The organism is Pseudomonas serbica, assembly GCF_028823535.1.
Taxonomy (GTDB): Bacteria; Pseudomonadota; Gammaproteobacteria; order Pseudomonadales; family Pseudomonadaceae; genus Aquipseudomonas; species Aquipseudomonas serbica.
On record NZ_JAQIYM010000001.1, the window covers coordinates 477,285 to 494,755 of the forward strand.

The 17,471-nt window shown below is 60.4% G+C and carries 18 protein-coding genes; 13 read left to right on the forward strand and 5 right to left on the reverse strand.

The features are described 5' to 3' along the window. Window positions 1–12: 12 nt before the first annotated feature. A complete protein-coding gene (gene argB, locus NQL71_RS02195) occupies window positions 13–918 on the forward strand; it encodes an acetylglutamate kinase (RefSeq protein WP_274642203.1) in 906 nt (301 codons plus the stop codon). 173 nt (window positions 919–1,091) lie between these two features. Here the strand turns inward: argB and pyrE are convergent, their stop codons facing one another. Further along, complete coding sequence (gene pyrE / locus NQL71_RS02200; RefSeq protein WP_046818546.1) at window positions 1,092–1,736, reverse strand: orotate phosphoribosyltransferase; 645 nt, start codon at window positions 1,734–1,736, stop codon at window positions 1,092–1,094. Between the two features lie 82 nt (window positions 1,737–1,818). On the opposite strand from pyrE, the gene crc reads away from it, so the two are divergent. Next, window positions 1,819–2,598 carry a catabolite repression control protein Crc gene (gene crc / locus NQL71_RS02205; RefSeq protein WP_008062840.1) on the forward strand — a complete coding sequence of 260 codons (780 nt, stop codon included), beginning with the start codon at window positions 1,819–1,821 and terminating at the stop codon, window positions 2,596–2,598. A 71-nt stretch (window positions 2,599–2,669) separates the two neighbouring features. On the opposite strand, the gene gltS is transcribed toward crc, so the two are convergent. From gltS to rph, 3 genes are all read right to left on the reverse strand, one after another. After that, window positions 2,670–3,875, reverse strand: coding sequence for a sodium/glutamate symporter (gene gltS / locus NQL71_RS02210; protein WP_046818547.1), 1,206 nt, complete (start codon window positions 3,873–3,875; stop codon window positions 2,670–2,672). Between the two features lie 293 nt (window positions 3,876–4,168). Beyond that, complete coding sequence (locus NQL71_RS02215) at window positions 4,169–4,537, reverse strand: DUF4870 domain-containing protein (protein WP_274642204.1); 369 nt, start codon at window positions 4,535–4,537, stop codon at window positions 4,169–4,171. Window positions 4,538–4,565: 28 nt separating this feature from the next. After that, window positions 4,566–5,288, reverse strand: coding sequence for a ribonuclease PH (gene rph / locus NQL71_RS02220; RefSeq protein WP_046818549.1), 723 nt, complete (start codon window positions 5,286–5,288; stop codon window positions 4,566–4,568). Window positions 5,289–5,555: 267 nt separating this feature from the next. Here rph and NQL71_RS02225 point away from each other — a divergent pair, with 267 nt between their 5' ends. From NQL71_RS02225 to NQL71_RS02250, 6 genes are all read left to right on the forward strand, one after another. Then, window positions 5,556–6,419 carry a YicC/YloC family endoribonuclease gene (locus tag NQL71_RS02225; protein WP_046818550.1) on the forward strand — a complete coding sequence of 288 codons (864 nt, stop codon included), beginning with the start codon at window positions 5,556–5,558 and terminating at the stop codon, window positions 6,417–6,419. A gap of 12 nt (window positions 6,420–6,431) precedes the next feature. Further along, window positions 6,432–7,052, forward strand: a complete 621-nt coding sequence (gene gmk, locus NQL71_RS02230; protein ID WP_046818551.1) for a guanylate kinase — start codon at window positions 6,432–6,434, stop codon at window positions 7,050–7,052. A gap of 167 nt (window positions 7,053–7,219) precedes the next feature. Then, a complete protein-coding gene (rpoZ, locus tag NQL71_RS02235) occupies window positions 7,220–7,483 on the forward strand; it encodes a DNA-directed RNA polymerase subunit omega (protein ID WP_007921129.1) in 264 nt (87 codons plus the stop codon). A gap of 57 nt (window positions 7,484–7,540) precedes the next feature. Next, window positions 7,541–9,646: a bifunctional GTP diphosphokinase/guanosine-3',5'-bis pyrophosphate 3'-pyrophosphohydrolase gene (gene spoT, locus NQL71_RS02240; protein ID WP_008062824.1), complete on the forward strand. Its 2,106-nt coding sequence runs from the start codon at window positions 7,541–7,543 to the stop codon at window positions 9,644–9,646. Window positions 9,647–9,683: 37 nt separating this feature from the next. Then, window positions 9,684–10,064 carry a deaminase RidA gene (gene ridA, locus NQL71_RS02245; protein WP_003229509.1) on the forward strand — a complete coding sequence of 127 codons (381 nt, stop codon included), beginning with the start codon at window positions 9,684–9,686 and terminating at the stop codon, window positions 10,062–10,064. A 71-nt stretch (window positions 10,065–10,135) separates the two neighbouring features. Next, window positions 10,136–10,876 (forward strand): hypothetical protein, encoded by a 741-nt coding sequence (locus NQL71_RS02250; RefSeq protein ID WP_046818552.1) that lies wholly within the window; start codon window positions 10,136–10,138, stop codon window positions 10,874–10,876. Window positions 10,877–11,000: 124 nt separating this feature from the next. Here the strand turns inward: NQL71_RS02250 and NQL71_RS02255 are convergent, their stop codons facing one another. Beyond that, window positions 11,001–11,858 carry an SDR family oxidoreductase gene (locus NQL71_RS02255; RefSeq protein ID WP_077184927.1) on the reverse strand — a complete coding sequence of 286 codons (858 nt, stop codon included), beginning with the start codon at window positions 11,856–11,858 and terminating at the stop codon, window positions 11,001–11,003. Window positions 11,859–12,047: 189 nt separating this feature from the next. On the opposite strand from NQL71_RS02255, the gene exbB reads away from it, so the two are divergent. The 5 genes from exbB to recG all read left to right on the forward strand — a co-directional run bounded on the left by exbB (window position 12,048) and on the right by recG (window position 17,410). Beyond that, window positions 12,048–13,022: a tonB-system energizer ExbB gene (gene exbB, locus NQL71_RS02260; protein ID WP_046818554.1), complete on the forward strand. Its 975-nt coding sequence runs from the start codon at window positions 12,048–12,050 to the stop codon at window positions 13,020–13,022. 6 nt (window positions 13,023–13,028) lie between these two features. Continuing rightward, entirely contained in the window at window positions 13,029–13,457 is a 429-nt protein-coding gene (gene exbD, locus NQL71_RS02265) for a TonB system transport protein ExbD (RefSeq protein WP_046818555.1), read from the forward strand. Further along, window positions 13,454–14,203 carry a TonB family protein gene (locus NQL71_RS02270; protein ID WP_046818556.1) on the forward strand — a complete coding sequence of 250 codons (750 nt, stop codon included), beginning with the start codon at window positions 13,454–13,456 and terminating at the stop codon, window positions 14,201–14,203. Before exbD ends, NQL71_RS02270 begins: the two co-directional genes overlap by 4 nt. 193 nt (window positions 14,204–14,396) lie before the next feature. Continuing rightward, the gene (locus tag NQL71_RS02275) at window positions 14,397–15,326 is read left to right on the forward strand and encodes a hydrogen peroxide-inducible genes activator (RefSeq protein WP_046818557.1); all 930 of its coding nucleotides are present in this window, start codon (window positions 14,397–14,399) and stop codon (window positions 15,324–15,326) included. An 8-nt stretch (window positions 15,327–15,334) separates the two neighbouring features. Beyond that, window positions 15,335–17,410 (forward strand): ATP-dependent DNA helicase RecG, encoded by a 2,076-nt coding sequence (gene recG / locus NQL71_RS02280; protein WP_046818558.1) that lies wholly within the window; start codon window positions 15,335–15,337, stop codon window positions 17,408–17,410. The last annotated feature ends 61 nt before the right edge of the window (window positions 17,411–17,471 follow it).

The following is a 17,471-nucleotide window of genomic DNA, read 5'->3' on the forward strand; positions in this document are numbered from 1 at the left end:
CCGGAGCCCTGAATGACCCTCGAACGCGAAGCCGCCGCCAACACCGCCAAGGTCCTGTCCGAAGCGCTGCCTTACATTCGCCGCTATGTCGGCAAGACACTGGTGATCAAATACGGCGGCAACGCGATGGAAAGCGAGGAGCTCAAGACCGGCTTCGCCCGCGACATCGTGCTGATGAAGGCCGTAGGTATCAACCCGGTCGTGGTTCACGGCGGCGGCCCGCAAATCGGTGACCTGCTCAAGCGCCTGTCGATCGAGAGCCATTTTGTCGACGGCATGCGCGTTACCGATGCCGCCACCATGGACGTGGTCGAAATGGTCCTCGGCGGCCAGGTCAACAAGGACATCGTCAACCTGATCAACCGTCACGGCGGCAGCGCCATCGGCCTGACTGGTAAAGACGCCGAGCTGATCCGGGCGAAGAAGCTCACCGTTACCCGTCAGACGCCGGAGATGACCACCCCGGAAATCATCGACATTGGCCACGTGGGCGAAGTAGTCGGCATCAACACCGATCTGCTGAACCTGCTGGTCAAGGGTGATTTCATCCCGGTGATCGCGCCAATCGGCGTGGGCGCCAAGGGCGAGTCGTACAACATCAACGCCGACCTGGTGGCTGGCAAGGTGGCCGAGGCGCTGAAAGCCGAGAAACTGATGTTGCTGACCAACATCGCGGGCTTGATGGACAAGTCAGGCACGGTCCTGACCGGCTTGACCACCCAGCAGGTCGACGACCTGATCGCTGACGGCACCATCTATGGCGGCATGCTGCCAAAGATCCGTTGCGCACTGGAAGCGGTCCAGGGTGGCGTGGGCAGCTCGCTGATCATTGACGGTCGTGTGCCTAACGCGATCCTGCTGGAAATTTTCACCGATACCGGTGTGGGCACCTTGATCAGCAATCGCAAGCGTCCATAAGCAACACACGAACAAAAAGACCCCGCTCAGCCTGGCTGAGCGGGGTCTTTTTTTTGCGGCGATGAACTGCGGCGCTTCTATCGCTGGCAAGCCAGCGCCTACAGGTATATCACCGATTCTGTAGGAGCTGGCTTGCCAGCGATGGCGATTAAACGGGCAACGCCAGCGTCAGATCAGACGCCAAATTGGGCGCGGTAGGCTTCAACGGCTGGCAAATGCTGCTTGAGTTGCGGGTCGTCGGCCAGGAACTCCAGCACCTGGTTCAGCGAAACGATGCTGATCACCGGAATCCCGAAATCACGCTCCACTTCCTGGATCGCTGACAATTCACCGTTGCCACGCTCCTGGCGGTTCAGGGCGATCAGCACGCCGGCCGCCTTGGCGCCGTCCTGGGAGGCGATGATCTGCATCACTTCGCGAATTGCGGTACCGGCAGTGATCACGTCGTCGATGATCAGCACTTCGCCGGTCAGCGGTGCGCCGACCAGGCTGCCGCCTTCACCGTGGGCCTTGGCTTCCTTTCGGTTGAAGCACCATGGCAGGTCACGGCCGTGATGCTCGGCCAATGCCACGGCAGTGGTCGCCGCCAAAGGGATGCCCTTGTAGGCCGGGCCGAACAGCACATCGAAGGCAATGCCGCTCTCGGCAATGGCTGCGGCGTAGAAACGACCCAGCTGCGCCAGGGCCGAACCCGTATTGAACAGGCCAGCATTGAAGAAGTAAGGACTGGTGCGCCCGGACTTCAGGGTGAACTCACCGAAGCGCAAAACGCCGCGATCGATGGCAAAACGAATGAAATCGCGCTGATACGCTTGCATGAAAAAAACCCCAAATACCACGGATTTAGCTAATTAGGTTGACGCCGTGTATCATACACGCACGCGATTTTTGGGGCCATTTATGCGGATCATCAGTGTGAACGTCAATGGTATTCAGGCTGCAGTCGAGCGCGGTTTGCTCAGTTGGCTGCAGGCACAGAATGCCGACGTCATCTGCCTGCAGGACACCCGTGCCTCCGCCTTTGAACTGGACGATCCAGCCTTCCAACTGGATGGCTACTTCCTTTATGCCTGCGACGCCGAAGTTCCCGCCCAAGGTGGCGTGGCTTTGTACTCGCGGTTGCAACCGAAGGCTGTCATCAGCGGTCTCGGTTTCGAGACGGCCGACCGCTACGGGCGCTACCTGCAAGCAGATTTCGACAAAGTCAGTATTGCAACCCTGTTGCTTCCTTCCGGAATGAACGGCGATGAGGACTTGAACCAGAAGTTCAAGCTCATGGACGACTTCGCCAAGTACCTGGACAAGCAGCGGCGCAAACGCCGCGAGTACATTTATTGTGGCTCGCTGTACGTGGCGCAACAGAAACTGGACATCAAGAACTGGCGTGACAGCCAGCAATCTCCGGGCTTCCTGGCGCCTGAGCGCGCCTGGATGGACGAGATTGTCGGCAACATGGGTTACGTCGATGCCCTGCGGGAAGTTAGCCGTGAAGGCGACCAGTACAGCTGGTGGCCGGATAACGAACAAGCCGAAATGCTCAACCTCGGCTGGCGCTTCGATTACCAGATCCTGACCCCGGGCCTGCGCCGCTTCGTACGCAGTGCGCGCCTGCCACGTCAGCCTCGGTTCTCGCAGCACGCGCCGTTGATCGTGGACTACGACTGGACGCTGACGATCTGAGTCTGGCCGGTCAAAAAAATGCCCGTATCGCAAGATACGGGCATTTTTTATGGCCGGACGTGACCTGAACTTCAGGCAGCGGCGAAGAACGGCAGCGCCAGGTACATCTTGATGACAATCACATTGATGATATCGATGAAGAACGCCCCCACCATGGGTACCACCAGGAACGCTATCTGAGACGGTCCGTAACGCTGCGTCACCGCCTGCATGTTGGCGATGGCCGTTGGCGTGGCCCCCAGTCCGAAACCGCAGTGCCCTGCCGCCAATACGGCCGCATCGTAGTTACTGCCCATGACCCTGAACGTCACGAATATCGCAAACAGTGCCATGACCAACGTTTGCACTGCAAGGATAATGAAGAACGGCAAAGCCAGCGCCGCCAGGTCCCACAGTTTGAGCGACATCAAGGCGATCGCCAGAAACAGCGACAGGCTGACATTCCCCAGCACTGAGACTTCACGCTCAAACACCTGGTACAAGCCAAGCGCTGAAAGTCCGTTGCGCAAAAGAACGCCCACGAATAACACGCACACGAAAGTTGGTAATTCAAATACGCTTCCGTGGAGCAGGCCATTCAAAAGCGAGCCTGCCAACAAGCTGACCGAAATAAGCGCGAGCGTCTCGATAAACGAAAAGGGAGTAATCGAACGCTCCTTGTTCGGCTGTTCGAAGCCCTTTGGCAGCCGAGGCTTTTCTTGCTGACAGCCAGGTACCTGAACACGATTGATGAGCAGGCGAGCAACAGGCCCCCCAATCAAACCGCCCAGCACCAGGCCAAAGGTCGCAGAGGCCATCGCCAGTTCTGAGGCGGATGCCAGTCCGAATTTCTCGCTGAACGTCGCGCCCCACGCAGCGCCCGTACCGTGACCGCCGGCCAGGGTAATCGAGCCGGTCAGCAGGCCCATCAAGGGATCGAGCCCCAAGGTCTTGGCAAGTCCGATGCCCATGGCATTCTGGACCACCAGAAGCCCGGTCACCGCCAGCAGGAAAATTCCCACTACGCGCCCGCCCTTCTTAAGGCTGGCAAAGTCTGCGCTCAAGCCAATCGTGGCAAAAAACGCCAACATCAATGGAGTTTGCAGTGAAGTATCAAATCGGACTTGAATATCAAGGCTTCGCAAAGCCAAAAGAACCAAGGCAACCATCAGGCCGCCAGCTACAGGCTCCGGAATATTGTAGGTGCGTAAAAAACCGACTCGTGTAACTAGACCGCGCCCCAGTAATAGAACTAAAGAGGCAGCAACAAGTGTTCCATAAAAATCGAGCTCAATCATTTGGGGTTTCTTGGGTGGACATTCAGGGGGCGAACTTTTTACCTGGACACGCCGCATGAACAGGTTGATTCGTCTCAACACTGATTAGTCTTGGATTCAGGAACCCTCAATGGTCTGAATGTATCGAAATATTTCTTAGTAAATATTACTTGGTGCGGACTTTATAATCACCAAGTCTTATTGCCAAGCATATATGCCGAACTGAACCATTGCAGTTTGTGACTAAAGTGAACTCAAAAAAAATGCCCCGACAGGTCGAGGCATTTACTTTGGTTCGATACTTCTTGGCTAACTCACTTGATCAATCGCCAGGTGAATGGATAGCGATAAGGTACTCCTTCATTGGCTTTCACGCCGCCAATGATGGTCAATACCAGCGCCCCGATCGCCACCAGGCCAAACAGGAAGAACCCGATAATCACCAGCGTCAGCAGCAAGCAAATGGCGGATGCAATGGCGACGGTGATCTGAAAGTTCAGCGCCTCCTTGCCCTGCGCGTCGATGAACGGGTCCATCTCGCGCTTCATCTGCCACAGAACCAACGGGCCGATCAGTGTGCCGAAAGGAATCCAGATGCCCAACAAGGCGGACAAGTGACAAAACATTGCCCACTGCCGAACCTCTTTGCTCGGCGCGGGGAGCAACTGTTGTTCGTCACTCATGACGTCCTCCTTGTGTGTGGCAATCCGATCAGTCAGCCAGTGCAGACTTTTGCAGATCGAAGATCTCGTTCATGCCCTTTTTCGCCAGTTCCAGCATGGCATTCAGCTCTTCAGGCTGGAATGGCGCGCCTTCGGCGGTGCCCTGGACTTCGATGAAGCCGCCAGTGCTGGTCATCACCACGTTCAGGTCGGTCTCGGCAGCCGAGTCTTCCAGGTAGTCGAGGTCGAGCACAGGTTCACCTTGATACATGCCCACCGACACCGCACCGATCATTTGCTTGAGCGGGTCGCCGCCTTTGAGGCCGCCACGCTTCTTGATCACTTTCAGGGCATCGACCAGGGCAACCATTGCGCCGGTGATGGACGCGGTGCGAGTACCGCCGTCAGCCTGGATCACGTCGCAGTCAACGTACAAGGTGACGTCGCCCAACTTGGACATGTCCAGCGCAGCGCGCAGGGAACGGCCGATCAGGCGCTGGATTTCCAGGGTACGGCCGCCTTGCTTGCCGCGGCTCGCTTCACGCTGGTTACGCTCGCCGGTGGCGCGCGGCAACATGCCGTATTCGGCCGTCAACCAGCCCTGGCCCTGGCCCTTGAGGAACCGCGGCACGCCGTTTTCGACGCTGACGGTGCAAATGACCTTGGTGTCACCGAACTCGACCAGCACAGATCCCTCGGCGTGTTTGGTGTAGTTGCGGGTAATGCGGATCGAGCGGAGCTGATCGGCAGCGCGACCACTTGGACGTTTCATAAGGGATACCTGTACGGGGACGGAAAACTGCGGAGCATTATAGAGCCGCCAGCCGCGACTGGGCACTTCTAAAAAAATCATCGGACCAGCGAAGGCTCTGCACAGCCCGCTGCCGACGAGCTGCGGGTCTTTGTCACACCGTGTGTTTGGGCGCATCCACGCCACTGCGCTACAATCCTGCGCCTTTGCTGCCAGTCAGCTTAAATTCATTGATATCGGATCGCCGGAACGTCAGTTGCGCGCCGATCTGCATTGCGAGGTCCCTCCATGGTGCACAGTATGACCGCCTTCGCCCGCGTCGAGAAAGCCGGCGTCCAGGGCACCCTGAGCTGGGAACTGCGCTCGGTCAACAGCCGCTACCTCGAGCCCCACCTGCGCCTGCCGGAGTCTTTTCGCGACCTTGAGGGCGCTGTTCGTGAAGCCTTGCGCCAGGGCGTATCGCGGGGAAAGCTCGAATGCACCCTGCGCTTCACCGAAGAAAACACCGGCAAAGCGCTGCAAGTGGACCAGGAACGCGCGGCGCAGCTGGTTGCCGCCGCCGAGACGATCGCCGGCCTGATCAAGAATCCGGCGGCGCTGAACCCGCTTGAAGTCCTGGCGTGGCCCGGTGTACTGGTGGGTGACGCGACCGACCCGCAAGCGCTGAACGCCGAGGCACTGGCACTGTTCAACCAGGGACTCAAGGAACTGAAGGCCGGCCGCGAGCGCGAAGGCGCGGAACTGGCGCGCCTGATCAACGAGCGCCTGACGTCCATCGAAGAAGACGTGGTAACCCTGCGCGAGCTCGTTCCGCAAATGCTTGCCACCCAGCGCCAGAAAGTGCTCGACCGTTTCGCCGACATGAAGGCCGAGATGGACCCGCAGCGCCTTGAGCAGGAAATGGTCATGCTCGCGCAGAAAAGCGACGTCGCCGAAGAACTGGATCGCCTGAGCACTCACATCATCGAAGTTCGCCGGGTACTCAAGTCCGGCGGTGCCGCCGGGCGGCGCCTGGACTTCCTGATGCAGGAGCTCAACCGCGAAGCCAACACACTGGGCTCCAAAGCCTTCGACCCGCGCAGCACCCAGGCTGCGGTCAACCTCAAGGTGTTGATCGAGCAGATGCGCGAACAAGTGCAGAATATTGAGTAAGGCAACCCCGACATGACCCACAGCACTGGCACCCTGTACATCATTTCCGCCCCTTCGGGCGCGGGCAAGAGCAGCCTGGTCAAGGCCCTGACCGACGCCGATCCGGAGATCCGCGTCTCGGTCTCCCATACCACCCGCGCCATGCGTCCGGGTGAAGTGAATGGCGTGAACTATCACTTCGTCGATCGCAGCGAGTTCGTGAAGATGATCGAGCACGGCGATTTCCTCGAGCGCGCCGAAGTATTCGGCAATCTCTACGGCACGTCGCAAAGCCACCTGCAGCAGACCCTGGACGAAGGCCACGACCTGATCTTGGAAATCGACTGGCAAGGCGCCGAGCAAGTGCGCAAGCTGATGCCCCAGGCCCGTTCGATCTTCATCTTGCCGCCGTCATTGCAGGCCCTGCACCAGCGCCTGACCAATCGTGGCCAGGACAGTGACGAGATCATTGACGGGCGCATGCGTGAAGCCGTCAGCGAAATGAGCCACTACGTCGACTACGACTACCTGGTGATCAACGATGATTTCGCCCACGCGCTGCACGACCTGAAGGCGATTTTCCGCGCCAATCAGCTGCAACAGAAACGCCAACAGCAACGTTTTGGCAAATTGCTAGCTGAATTGCTCGGTTAATCAGCTCTTCCCAAAACAGCTGCAAGGGCTTTACATTGGCACTTGCAGCGCGTTGAAGGGCTTGGTCAAAAAATCAGCGCTTCCCTAATCGCTGGTGATTTTTTAAACTGTTGAGTCCGCTCGCCCATCCGGGCAGCGCGCATATTGCATTTGCTACGAGGAAGACCATGGCCCGCGTAACCGTTGAAGACTGCCTAGAACACGTGGATAACCGCTTTGAGCTGGTCATGCTCTCTACCAAGCGTGCCCGTCAACTGGCCACCGGCGGCAAAGAGCCGAAAGTAGCATGGGAAAACGACAAGCCTACCGTCGTCGCCCTGCGTGAAATCGCTGAAGGCCTGATCGACTACGCAGCTATCGCCGAAGCCGAAATCGTTGAAGATGAACCGCTTTTCGCTGCATTCGAGGACGAGTCCAACGAGGCCGTCTAAGCCTATGCCTGGTCGACGTAGCACGGCGCGGGATAAAAGCTTACGGCAGGAGACATCATGCCGAGCATAGACGCCCTCGCCGATCGCTTATCGACCTACCTCGGCAAAGACCAGGTCAACCTGGTCCGCCGAGCGTATTTCTACGCCGAACAAGCCCACGACGGCCAACGCCGCCGTAGCGGCGAGGCGTATGTCACGCATCCCCTTGCAGTGGCGAATATTCTTGCCGACATGCACATGGACCATCAGAGCCTGATGGCGGCCATGCTGCATGACGTGATCGAAGACACCGGTATTGCCAAGGAAGCGCTGCAAGCGCAGTTCGGCGAAACCGTGGCCGAACTGGTCGACGGCGTCAGCAAGCTGACCCAGATGAACTTCGAGACCAAGGCCGAAGCCCAGGCTGAAAACTTCCAGAAAATGGCCATGGCCATGGCGCGCGATATCCGCGTGATCCTGGTCAAGCTGGCCGACCGCCTGCACAACATGCGCACGCTGGAAGTGCTGTCCGGCGAAAAACGCCGGCGCATCGCCAAGGAAACCCTGGAAATCTATGCACCCATCGCCAACAGGCTGGGCATGCACGCCATCCGCATAGAATTCGAAGACCTCGGTTTCAAGGCCATGCACCCGATGCGTTCCGCGCGAATCTACCAGGCGGTCAAGCGCGCCCGGGGCAACCGCAAGGAAATCGTCAACAAGATCGAGGAATCCCTCAGCCACTGCCTGGCCATCGATGGCATCCAGGGCGAGGTCAGCGGTCGCCAGAAACACCTCTACGGCATCTACAAGAAGATGCGCGGCAAGCGTCGGGCCTTCAACGAGATCATGGACGTCTACGCGTTCCGGATCATCGTCGACAAGGTCGATACCTGCTATCGCGTGCTGGGTGCTGTACACAATTTGTACAAACCGTTGCCGGGGCGCTTCAAGGACTACATCGCGATCCCCAAGGCCAACGGCTACCAATCGCTGCACACCACGCTGTTCGGCATGCACGGTGTTCCGATCGAGATCCAGATCCGCACCCGTGAAATGGAAGAGATGGCCAATAACGGCATCGCCGCCCACTGGCTGTACAAGTCCAGCGGCGACGAACAGCCAAAAGGCACCCATGCCCGCGCCCGCCAGTGGGTCAAAGGCGTGCTGGAAATGCAGCAACGGGCCGGCAATTCGCTGGAATTCATCGAAAGCGTGAAGATCGACCTGTTTCCGGACGAGGTCTATGTGTTCACGCCCAAAGGCCGGATCATGGAGCTGCCCAAGGGCTCCACGGCGGTCGACTTTGCCTATGCGGTGCACACCGACGTCGGCAACAGCTGCATTGCCTGCCGGATCAATCGCCGCCTTGCGCCGCTGTCCGAACCGCTGCAAAGCGGCTCCACGGTCGAGATCGTCAGCGCTCCGGGCGCACGGCCGAACCCGGCGTGGCTCAACTTCGTGGTCACCGGCAAGGCGCGTACCCATATCCGCCATGCACTGAAACTGCAGCGCCGTTCCGAGTCCATCAGCCTGGGCGAACGCCTGCTGAACAAGGTGCTCAACGGGTTCGACAGTTCGCTGGAAAAAATCCCGGCGGAGCGCGTCAAGGCGATGCTCGCCGAATACCGCCTCGAACTGATCGAAGACTTGCTTGAAGACATCGGCCTGGGCAATCGCATGGCTTATGTGGTGGCTCGCCGCCTGCTCGGCGAAGGTGAGCAATTGCCAAGTCCGGAAGGTCCCCTGGCGATTCGCGGTACCGAAGGCCTGGTCCTCAGCTACGCCAAGTGCTGCACGCCGATCCCGGGCGACCCGATCGTCGGCCACCTCTCCGCCGGCAAAGGCATGGTCGTGCACCTGGACAACTGCCGCAACATCAGCGAAATCCGCCACAACCCGGAAAAATGCATCCAGCTCTCGTGGGCCAAGGATGTCACCGGCGAATTCAACGTCGAACTGCGCGTCGAGCTGGAACACCAGCGCGGCCTGATCGCCCTGCTGGCCAGCAGCGTCAACGCAGCCGACGGCAACATCGAAAAAATCAGCATGGATGAACGCGATGGTCGCATCAGCGTGGTCCAACTGGTGGTCAGCGTACACGACCGTGTGCACCTGGCCCGCGTGATCAAGAAACTGCGCGCCCTGACCGGGGTGATTCGCATCACCCGCATGCGCGCGTAGCTAGCCCCCAAAGCCAAGCCCTTACAAGGAGTCATAGATGACCAAGACTGTTATCACCAGCGACAAAGCCCCGGCCGCCATCGGCACTTACTCCCAGGCGATCAAGGCTGGCAACACCGTGTACATGTCGGGCCAGATTCCCCTGGACCCAAAAACCATGGAACTGGTCGAAGGCTTCGAAGCCCAGACCGTCCAGGTGTTCGAGAACCTCAAGGCCGTGGCTGAAGCCGCCGGCGGTTCGTTCAAGGACATCGTCAAACTGAACATCTTCCTCACCGACCTGAGCCATTTCGCCAAGGTCAACGAGATCATGGGCAAGTATTTCGACCAGCCTTACCCTGCCCGCGCCGCCATCGGCGTTGCAGCCCTGCCAAAGGGTTCGCAGGTTGAGATGGATGCCATCCTGGTCATCGAGTAATACGTCCGGCGCAGCCCTCTGAAGGCTGCGCCGCTGCCGTATGTATAAAAGCGTTTTGAAAGGATTCCACCATGCGCGCTGCGCTAGCCCTCTCGCTGGTCGCCCTACTCCTGGGCGGTTGTGCCAGCAACCCTGCCGACCGTGACATCAGTGGCACCTGGATCAACCAGGCGGCGATCGATGCTGCGGCCAAAGGCGGCCCCCTGCGTGAAGCCCTCCAGGCCTATGGTCCGAACCTGGAATGGGACGTCAACACCAAGGCCAGTCAGGCCCGCTACACCAATGGTTTTGAAAATGTCGAAGGCAAGTTGTTGGGCGAAGAGTCCGGCGCCTGGAAAGTCGACTTTTATGGCAGCTCTGCCAGCGAGCTCAAGCGCGACGGCAAGCAACTGAGCCAGGCCGCCAGCGACAACGAACCTGAGCAGGTCTTCGACCGGGCGCAGATTCCGGTTCCGGATGGCGCGCCGATGGGCGCCAGCTTCGAACGCGCGCTGTATTCGGCGTACATGGGCGGTAGCTGGAAGGTCGTCAGCGGTCCCGGCGAAGGCAATAGCGTGCAGTTCCAGGCCGACGGCCAGGTTATCGGGCTGCCGGAAGCCGATCGCTACGCCCTGTGCCTGGCGGGTGATTGCGCGTCGATGAGCGGAGGCAACGACAACATGTGGTTGCAAATCAACGGACAGGGAAATCCCTGGATCTTTGCGCGCAAAGGCAAGGAACTGGAAATTTTCCAGGCCGTGAATTCTGCCCAGGCAGACGAAATGCCCCAGTACGCACCGGGCAATCGTAAGTGGTTGCTGGAAAAGCAGTAAGCACACACGTGCCATGTGGGAGCGAGCCTGCTCGCGAAGCGGTGTGTCAGACAACATGACTGTTGGATGTTACGGCCTCTTCGCGAGCAGGCTCGCTCCCACAAACGGTTCGGGTACCTGGCAGTTAACCGTTCCCTTCGATTATCGCGGCATACCCCTCGCGAAAGCTCGGATACTTCGGCGTCCAACCCAACGCCCTAGCCCGTGCATTGCTACAACGCTTGCTCCCGGTGCGGCGCACCGTGGCGTCCTCCGCCCATTCGGTCACACCCAGATACTCACGCAACCAGCCCACCACATCCGCCAGGGCCGCGGGCGCGTCATCAACGCCTATATAGACGTCATCCAGTGCCTCGCCACGCCGATCCGCCTCCAGCAGACAGGCCATCAACCCCGCGGCGTCATCGGCATGAATTCGATTGGCGAACAGCGGCGGATCGACCGCCACGCGATACCCCCGGCGAACCTGAGTCAGCAGCCACTCACGACCCGGGCCGTAGATACCGGTCAGTCGCACAATGCTGGCCGGGATGCCGCTGTTGAGGGCAATTTGCTCGGCCTCGAGCATCACCCGCCCTGAATAACCCGCCGCCACGGTCGGCGAAGTCTCGTCAATCCACTCGCCCTGCTGCTGACCGTAGACACTGCTGCTGGAAACGAACAGCAAGCGATTGGGCACCTGCCCGTAATCGCCCAGCCACTCCAGCACATGCTGCAGGCCCTGGACATAAGCGGCGCGGTAACCGGCCTCATCGTGATCGGTGGCAGCCGCGCAATACACCAGGTAATCCACCGCACCGATCGGCCAGGTCGCCGGGCAGTCTTTGTCGAACAAGTCGCCGGCCACCCCGACAACCCCATTTGGCAGGCGTGAAACGTCGCGGCGCAGGCCATGGACCTCCCACCCGCCAGCCAACAATTGCGTGGCCAGGCGACTGCCGACATCACCACAGCCGGCGATCAAAACAGAGGGCGCGGACATCAGAAAACTCTCCTCGAAAATGGACAAACTAGCGCCGGCAATGGACGAGCGGCTAGTAATGCAGGAAAAAAAGAGACTCTATTACTTCTGTTAACAAGAATTAATTGCAATAATACTGGCCACTTTGTTCTCGGCCTCACGAGGCCTGGAAGAACATCAACCGTCTTTTTCTCTCAGGTCCGGCCCAGCATGACACGAAATCAACTCTTCGCTTCGCCTACCAAACGACCTCGCGCCTGGAGCGCGGTGGCCGCCTTGCTACTCAGCCTGGTGCTGGCGCCGACCGCCGCATTGGCTGATGCACAAGCGCCCGTCGCCCCGGCTGCCGCCTCCGCACCTGCTCCAACCGATCACGCCGCTCCGGCGGTGACCCCGGCCGCGACCGATCCTGCCCAGGCAGTACCGGCAGACACTCTCGGTGAAGACGCTCCCGAAGTCCTCGAAGCTGACAACAGCTTGGGCATGGCCCATGACCTGTCGCCGTGGGGCATGTACCAGAACGCTGACATCATCGTGAAAATCGTGATGATCGGCCTGGCCATCGCTTCGATCATTACCTGGACCATCTGGATTGCCAAAGGCTTCGAGCTAATGGGCGCCAAGCGTCGCCTGCGCACTGAAATCGCGCACCTGAAAAAAGCCGCCACGCTCAAGGAAGCCGCCGCATCGGCGACCAAACCAGGCACCCTGGCCAACCTGCTGGTCCATGACGCCCTGGAAGAAATGCATTTGTCGGCGAGCAGCCGTGAGAAAGAAGGCATCAAGGAACGCGTCAGCTTCCGCCTTGAGCGCCTGGTGGCCGCCTGCGGCCGCAACATGAGCAGCGGCACCGGCGTACTCGCCACCATCGGTTCCACTGCGCCGTTCGTCGGTCTGTTTGGCACCGTATGGGGCATCATGAACAGCTTCATCGGCATCGCCAAGACCCAGACCACCAACCTGGCCGTCGTCGCCCCCGGCATCGCCGAAGCCCTGCTGGCAACCGCCCTGGGCCTGGTGGCAGCGATCCCGGCGGTCGTGATCTACAACGTATTCGCCCGCTCCATCGCCGGCTACAAGGCGCAAGTATCCGACGCGTCGGCAGAGGTCCTGCTGCTGGTCAGCCGCGACCTCGACCACCAGCCTGAGCGCAGCTCGCATCCGCACATGGTGAAAGTGGGGTAATCGGCCATGGGCCTGCATTTGAAAGAAGGGGCAGACGACGATCTGTCCGAGAACCACGAAATCAACGTCACGCCGTTCATCGACGTGATGCTGGTGCTGCTGATCATCTTCATGGTGGCGGCCCCGCTGGCCACCGTGGACATCAAGGTCGACCTGCCCGCATCCACCGCCAAACCGGCGCCGCGGCCAGAGAAACCTGTGTTCCTTAGCGTCAAGGCTGACCAGCGCCTGTTCCTTGGCGAAGATGAAGTGAAGGCCGAAACACTCGGCGCTACGCTCGACGCCAGGACGCAGGGCAAGAAAGACACGACGATCTTCTTCCAGGCCGATAAAGGCGTGGATTACGGCGACCTGATGAGCGTGATGGACAATCTGCGCGCCGCCGGTTACCTGAAGGTGGGCTTGGTCGGACTTGAGACGGCAGCCAAGAAATGATCACTACGCGCCATAAACTGACGCGTTACAGCGGTAGCCTGGCGATCGTGCTGGGCGTTCACGCAGTGGCGATCGCGCTGGCCGTGAACTGGACTGCCCACCCGCCCATCGAATTGCCGCCCCAGGCAATGATGGTCGAGCTGGCACCGGTTCCCGCCCCGCCACCGCCTGCACCGCCTAAGGTCGTCACGCCTCCGCAGCCGCCCGCTCCGGTTGAAGAACTGCCGATACCCAAGCTTGCCGAAGCGCCGAAGGCCGAGATTGCCGTGCCCAAGCCGGTCAAGCCCAAGCCGAAGCCGCAACCGCCCAAGCCGGTAGAGAAAAAGCCCGAGCCGCCAAAGGAAAAACCGTCGGAAGCCAAGCCAAGTGACGCCCAACCGACTCAGGCCCCTACGGAGAAATCCGCCCAGCCTGCGTCGAGCCCATCCCCGGCTCAACTGGCCGCCAAAGCCAGCTGGCAAGGCACCTTGCTCGCCCACCTTGCCAAGTACAAGAAGTATCCGGCCAGTGCTCAGGCACGGGGCAAGGAAGGCATGAACCGGCTGCGCTTCGTGGTGGATGCCGAAGGCAACGTGCTGTCGTTCGAACTGGTGGGCGCCTCCGGCACTGCGGATCTGGACCGGGCAACCCTGGAAATGATCCGCCGGGCCCAACCGCTGCCCAAGCCACCGGCAGACATGCTGACCAATGGCTCCATCGAAATTGTTGCTCCGTTTGTTTATTCGCTGGAAAAGCGTCGGCGCTAAAAGCAACAAATCAAAAGATCGCAGCCTGCGGCAGCGCCTTCAGGGATCACGTTAACCCGTGAAGGCGCTGCCGCAGGCTGCGATCTTTTTTGCCTTTTGCATTGCCCTGTGTCGCGCGATACACGCAGTCTGATAACGTGCGTCTATCGATTGCAGCCGGTATGCTTGGCTCGCAACTTCATGGACGCTTGCTATGACCCTCACTGAATTACGCTACATCGTAACCCTCGCCCAAGAACAGCACTTCGGCCATGCCGCCGAGCGCTGTCACGTCAGCCAGCCAACCCTGTCGGTGGGCGTGAAAAAGCTTGAAGACGAACTCGGTGTGCTGATTTTCGAGCGCAGCAAAAGCGCCGTGCGCTTGACCCCGGTCGGCGAAGGCATCGTTGCCCAGGCGCAAAAGGTGCTTGAGCAGGCCCAAGGCATCCGCGAACTGGCCCAGGCCGGCAAGAACCAGCTGACCGCGCCACTGAAGGTCGGCGCGATCTATACCGTCGGCCCGTACCTGTTCCCGCACCTGATTCCGCAACTGCACCGGGTTGCCCCGCAGATGCCGTTGTACATCGAGGAAAACTTCACCCACGTGCTGCGTGACAAACTGCGCAACGGCGAACTCGACGCGATCATTATCGCGCTGCCGTTCAACGAAGCCGACGTGCTGACCTTGCAGCTCTATGACGAGCCGTTCTATGTCCTGATGCCGGCTCAACACCCGTGGACACAGAAAGAATCCATCGACGCCAGCCTGCTCAACGACAAGAGTCTGCTGCTGCTCGGCGAAGGCCATTGCTTCCGCGACCAGGTACTCGAAGCCTGCCCGACCCTGACCAAGGGCAACGACGGCGCCAAGCACACCACCGTGGAGTCCAGCTCACTGGAAACCATCCGCCACATGGTGGCTTCCGGCCTTGGCATTTCGATCCTGCCGCTGTCGGCAGTCGACAGCCATCACTACGCCCCCGGCGTGATCGAAGTTCGCCCGCTGTCGGCGCCAGTGCCCTATCGCACCGTGGCCATCGCCTGGCGTGCGAGCTTCCCGCGGCCGAAGGCCATTGAAATCCTCGCTGACTCCATTCGCCTGTGCTCGGTGGCTAAACCCGCAGCACCGGTGACGGCCGGTTAAGCAACGCCATGACCGAGTTGTCGCAAGTGTCGGTGACGGCGCTCAAGGGCGTCGGCGAAGCCATGGCCGAAAAACTGGCCAAGGTCGGCCTGGAAAACCTCCAGGACGTTCTGTTTCACCTGCCGCTGCGCTACCAGGATCGAACCCGGGTGGTTCCGATCGGCCACTTGCGACCGGGACAGGACGCCGTGGTCGAAGGCACCGTCAGCGGCGCCGATGTGGTCATGGGCCGGCGCCGTAGCCTCGTCGTGCGCATGCAGGACGGCACCGGCGGCCTGAGCCTGCGCTTCTACCATTTCAGCAATGCACAGAAAGAAGGCCTCAAGCGCGGCACGCGGATTCGCTGCTATGGCGAAGTGCGGCCCGGCGCCTCGGGCCTGGAGATCTACCACCCGGAATACCGCGCCATCACCGGCGACGAACCGCCGCCTGTGGATGAAACCCTGACCCCGGTGTACCCGCTCACCGAAGGCCTGACCCAACAGCGCCTGCGCCAGCTGTGCATGCAAACCCTGACCCTGCTTGGCCCCAGCAGCCTGCCCGACTGGTTGCCAAAGGAGCTGGCCCGCGATTACCAGCTCGCGCCCCTGGCCGATGCCATCCGCTACCTGCATAACCCGCCGGCCGATGCCGACGTCGACGAACTCGCCCTGGGTCATCACTGGGCCCAGCATCGGCTGGCCTTCGAAGAACTGCTGACCCATCAACTGTCCCAGCAACGCCTGCGCGAGAGCATGCGTTCGCTGCGCGCGCCGGCAATGCCCAAGGCCGCCCGACTGCCGGGAAAGTACCTGGCCAATCTCGGCTTCAGCCCCACGGGTGCACAGCAGCGGGTCGGCAACGAAATCGCCTACGACCTCAGCCAGCACGAGCCGATGCTGCGCCTGATCCAAGGTGACGTCGGTGCCGGTAAAACGGTGGTCGCCGCCCTTGCCGCACTGCAGGCGCTGGAGGCGGGTTATCAGGTCGCGCTGATGGCGCCGACCGAGATCCTCGCCGAACAGCACTTCATCACCTTCAAGCGCTGGCTCGAACCGCTGGGCATTGAAGTCGCCTGGCTGGCTGGCAAGCTCAAGGGCAAGAACCGCGTCGCCGCGCTGGAACAGATCGCCAGCGGCACACCCATGGTGGTCGGCACCCACGCGTTGTTCCAGGATGAAGTGCAGTTCAAGAACCTGGCGCTGGTGATCATCGACGAACAACACCGCTTTGGCGTCCAGCAGCGTCTGGCGCTTCGGCAGAAAGGCGTCGGCGGACGCATGTGCCCGCATCAACTGATCATGACCGCCACGCCGATTCCACGCACCCTGGCGATGAGCGCCTACGCCGACCTCGACACCTCGATCCTCGACGAATTGCCGCCCGGTCGCACCCCGGTCAACACCGTGCTGGTCACCGACACCCGCCGCGTCGAAGTCATCGAACGAGTGCGCAGCGCTTGCGCCGAAGGGCGTCAGGCCTACTGGGTATGCACGCTGATCGAAGAGTCGGAAGAGCTGACCTGCCAGGCCGCGCAAACCACTTACGAAGACCTCACCGCAGCCCTCGGCGAGTTGAAAGTGGGGCTGATTCACGGCCGCATGAAGCCTGCCGAAAAAGCCGAGGTAATGGCCCAGTTCAAGGCTGGCAACCTGCAGCTGCTGGTGGCCACCACCGTGATCGAAGTCGGCGTGGACGTGCCCAACGCCAGCCTGATGATCATCGAAAACCCCGAACGCCTGGGCCTGGCGCAACTGCACCAGTTGCGCGGCCGCGTCGGACGGGGCAGTGCGGTCAGCCATTGCGTGCTGCTTTACCATCCGCCGTTGTCGCAGATCGGACGCCAGCGGCTGGGTATCATGCGCGAAACAAACGACGGCTTCGTGATCGCCGAAAAAGACCTCGAGCTGCGCGGCCCTGGCGAAATGCTCGGCACACGACAGACCGGCCTGCTCCAATTCAAGGTCGCCGACCTGATGCGCGACGCCGATTTGCTACCCGCCGTACGCGATGCCGCCCAAGCCCTGCTGGAACGCTGGCCCGACCATGTCAGCCCGCTACTCGACCGCTGGTTGCGCCATGGGCAGCAATACGGCCAAGTGTGAGCACCGTCTCAGTTTCCAGGCCATGGTTTTGAGCAAGCTGGTTATACTCCTGAAATTGTTT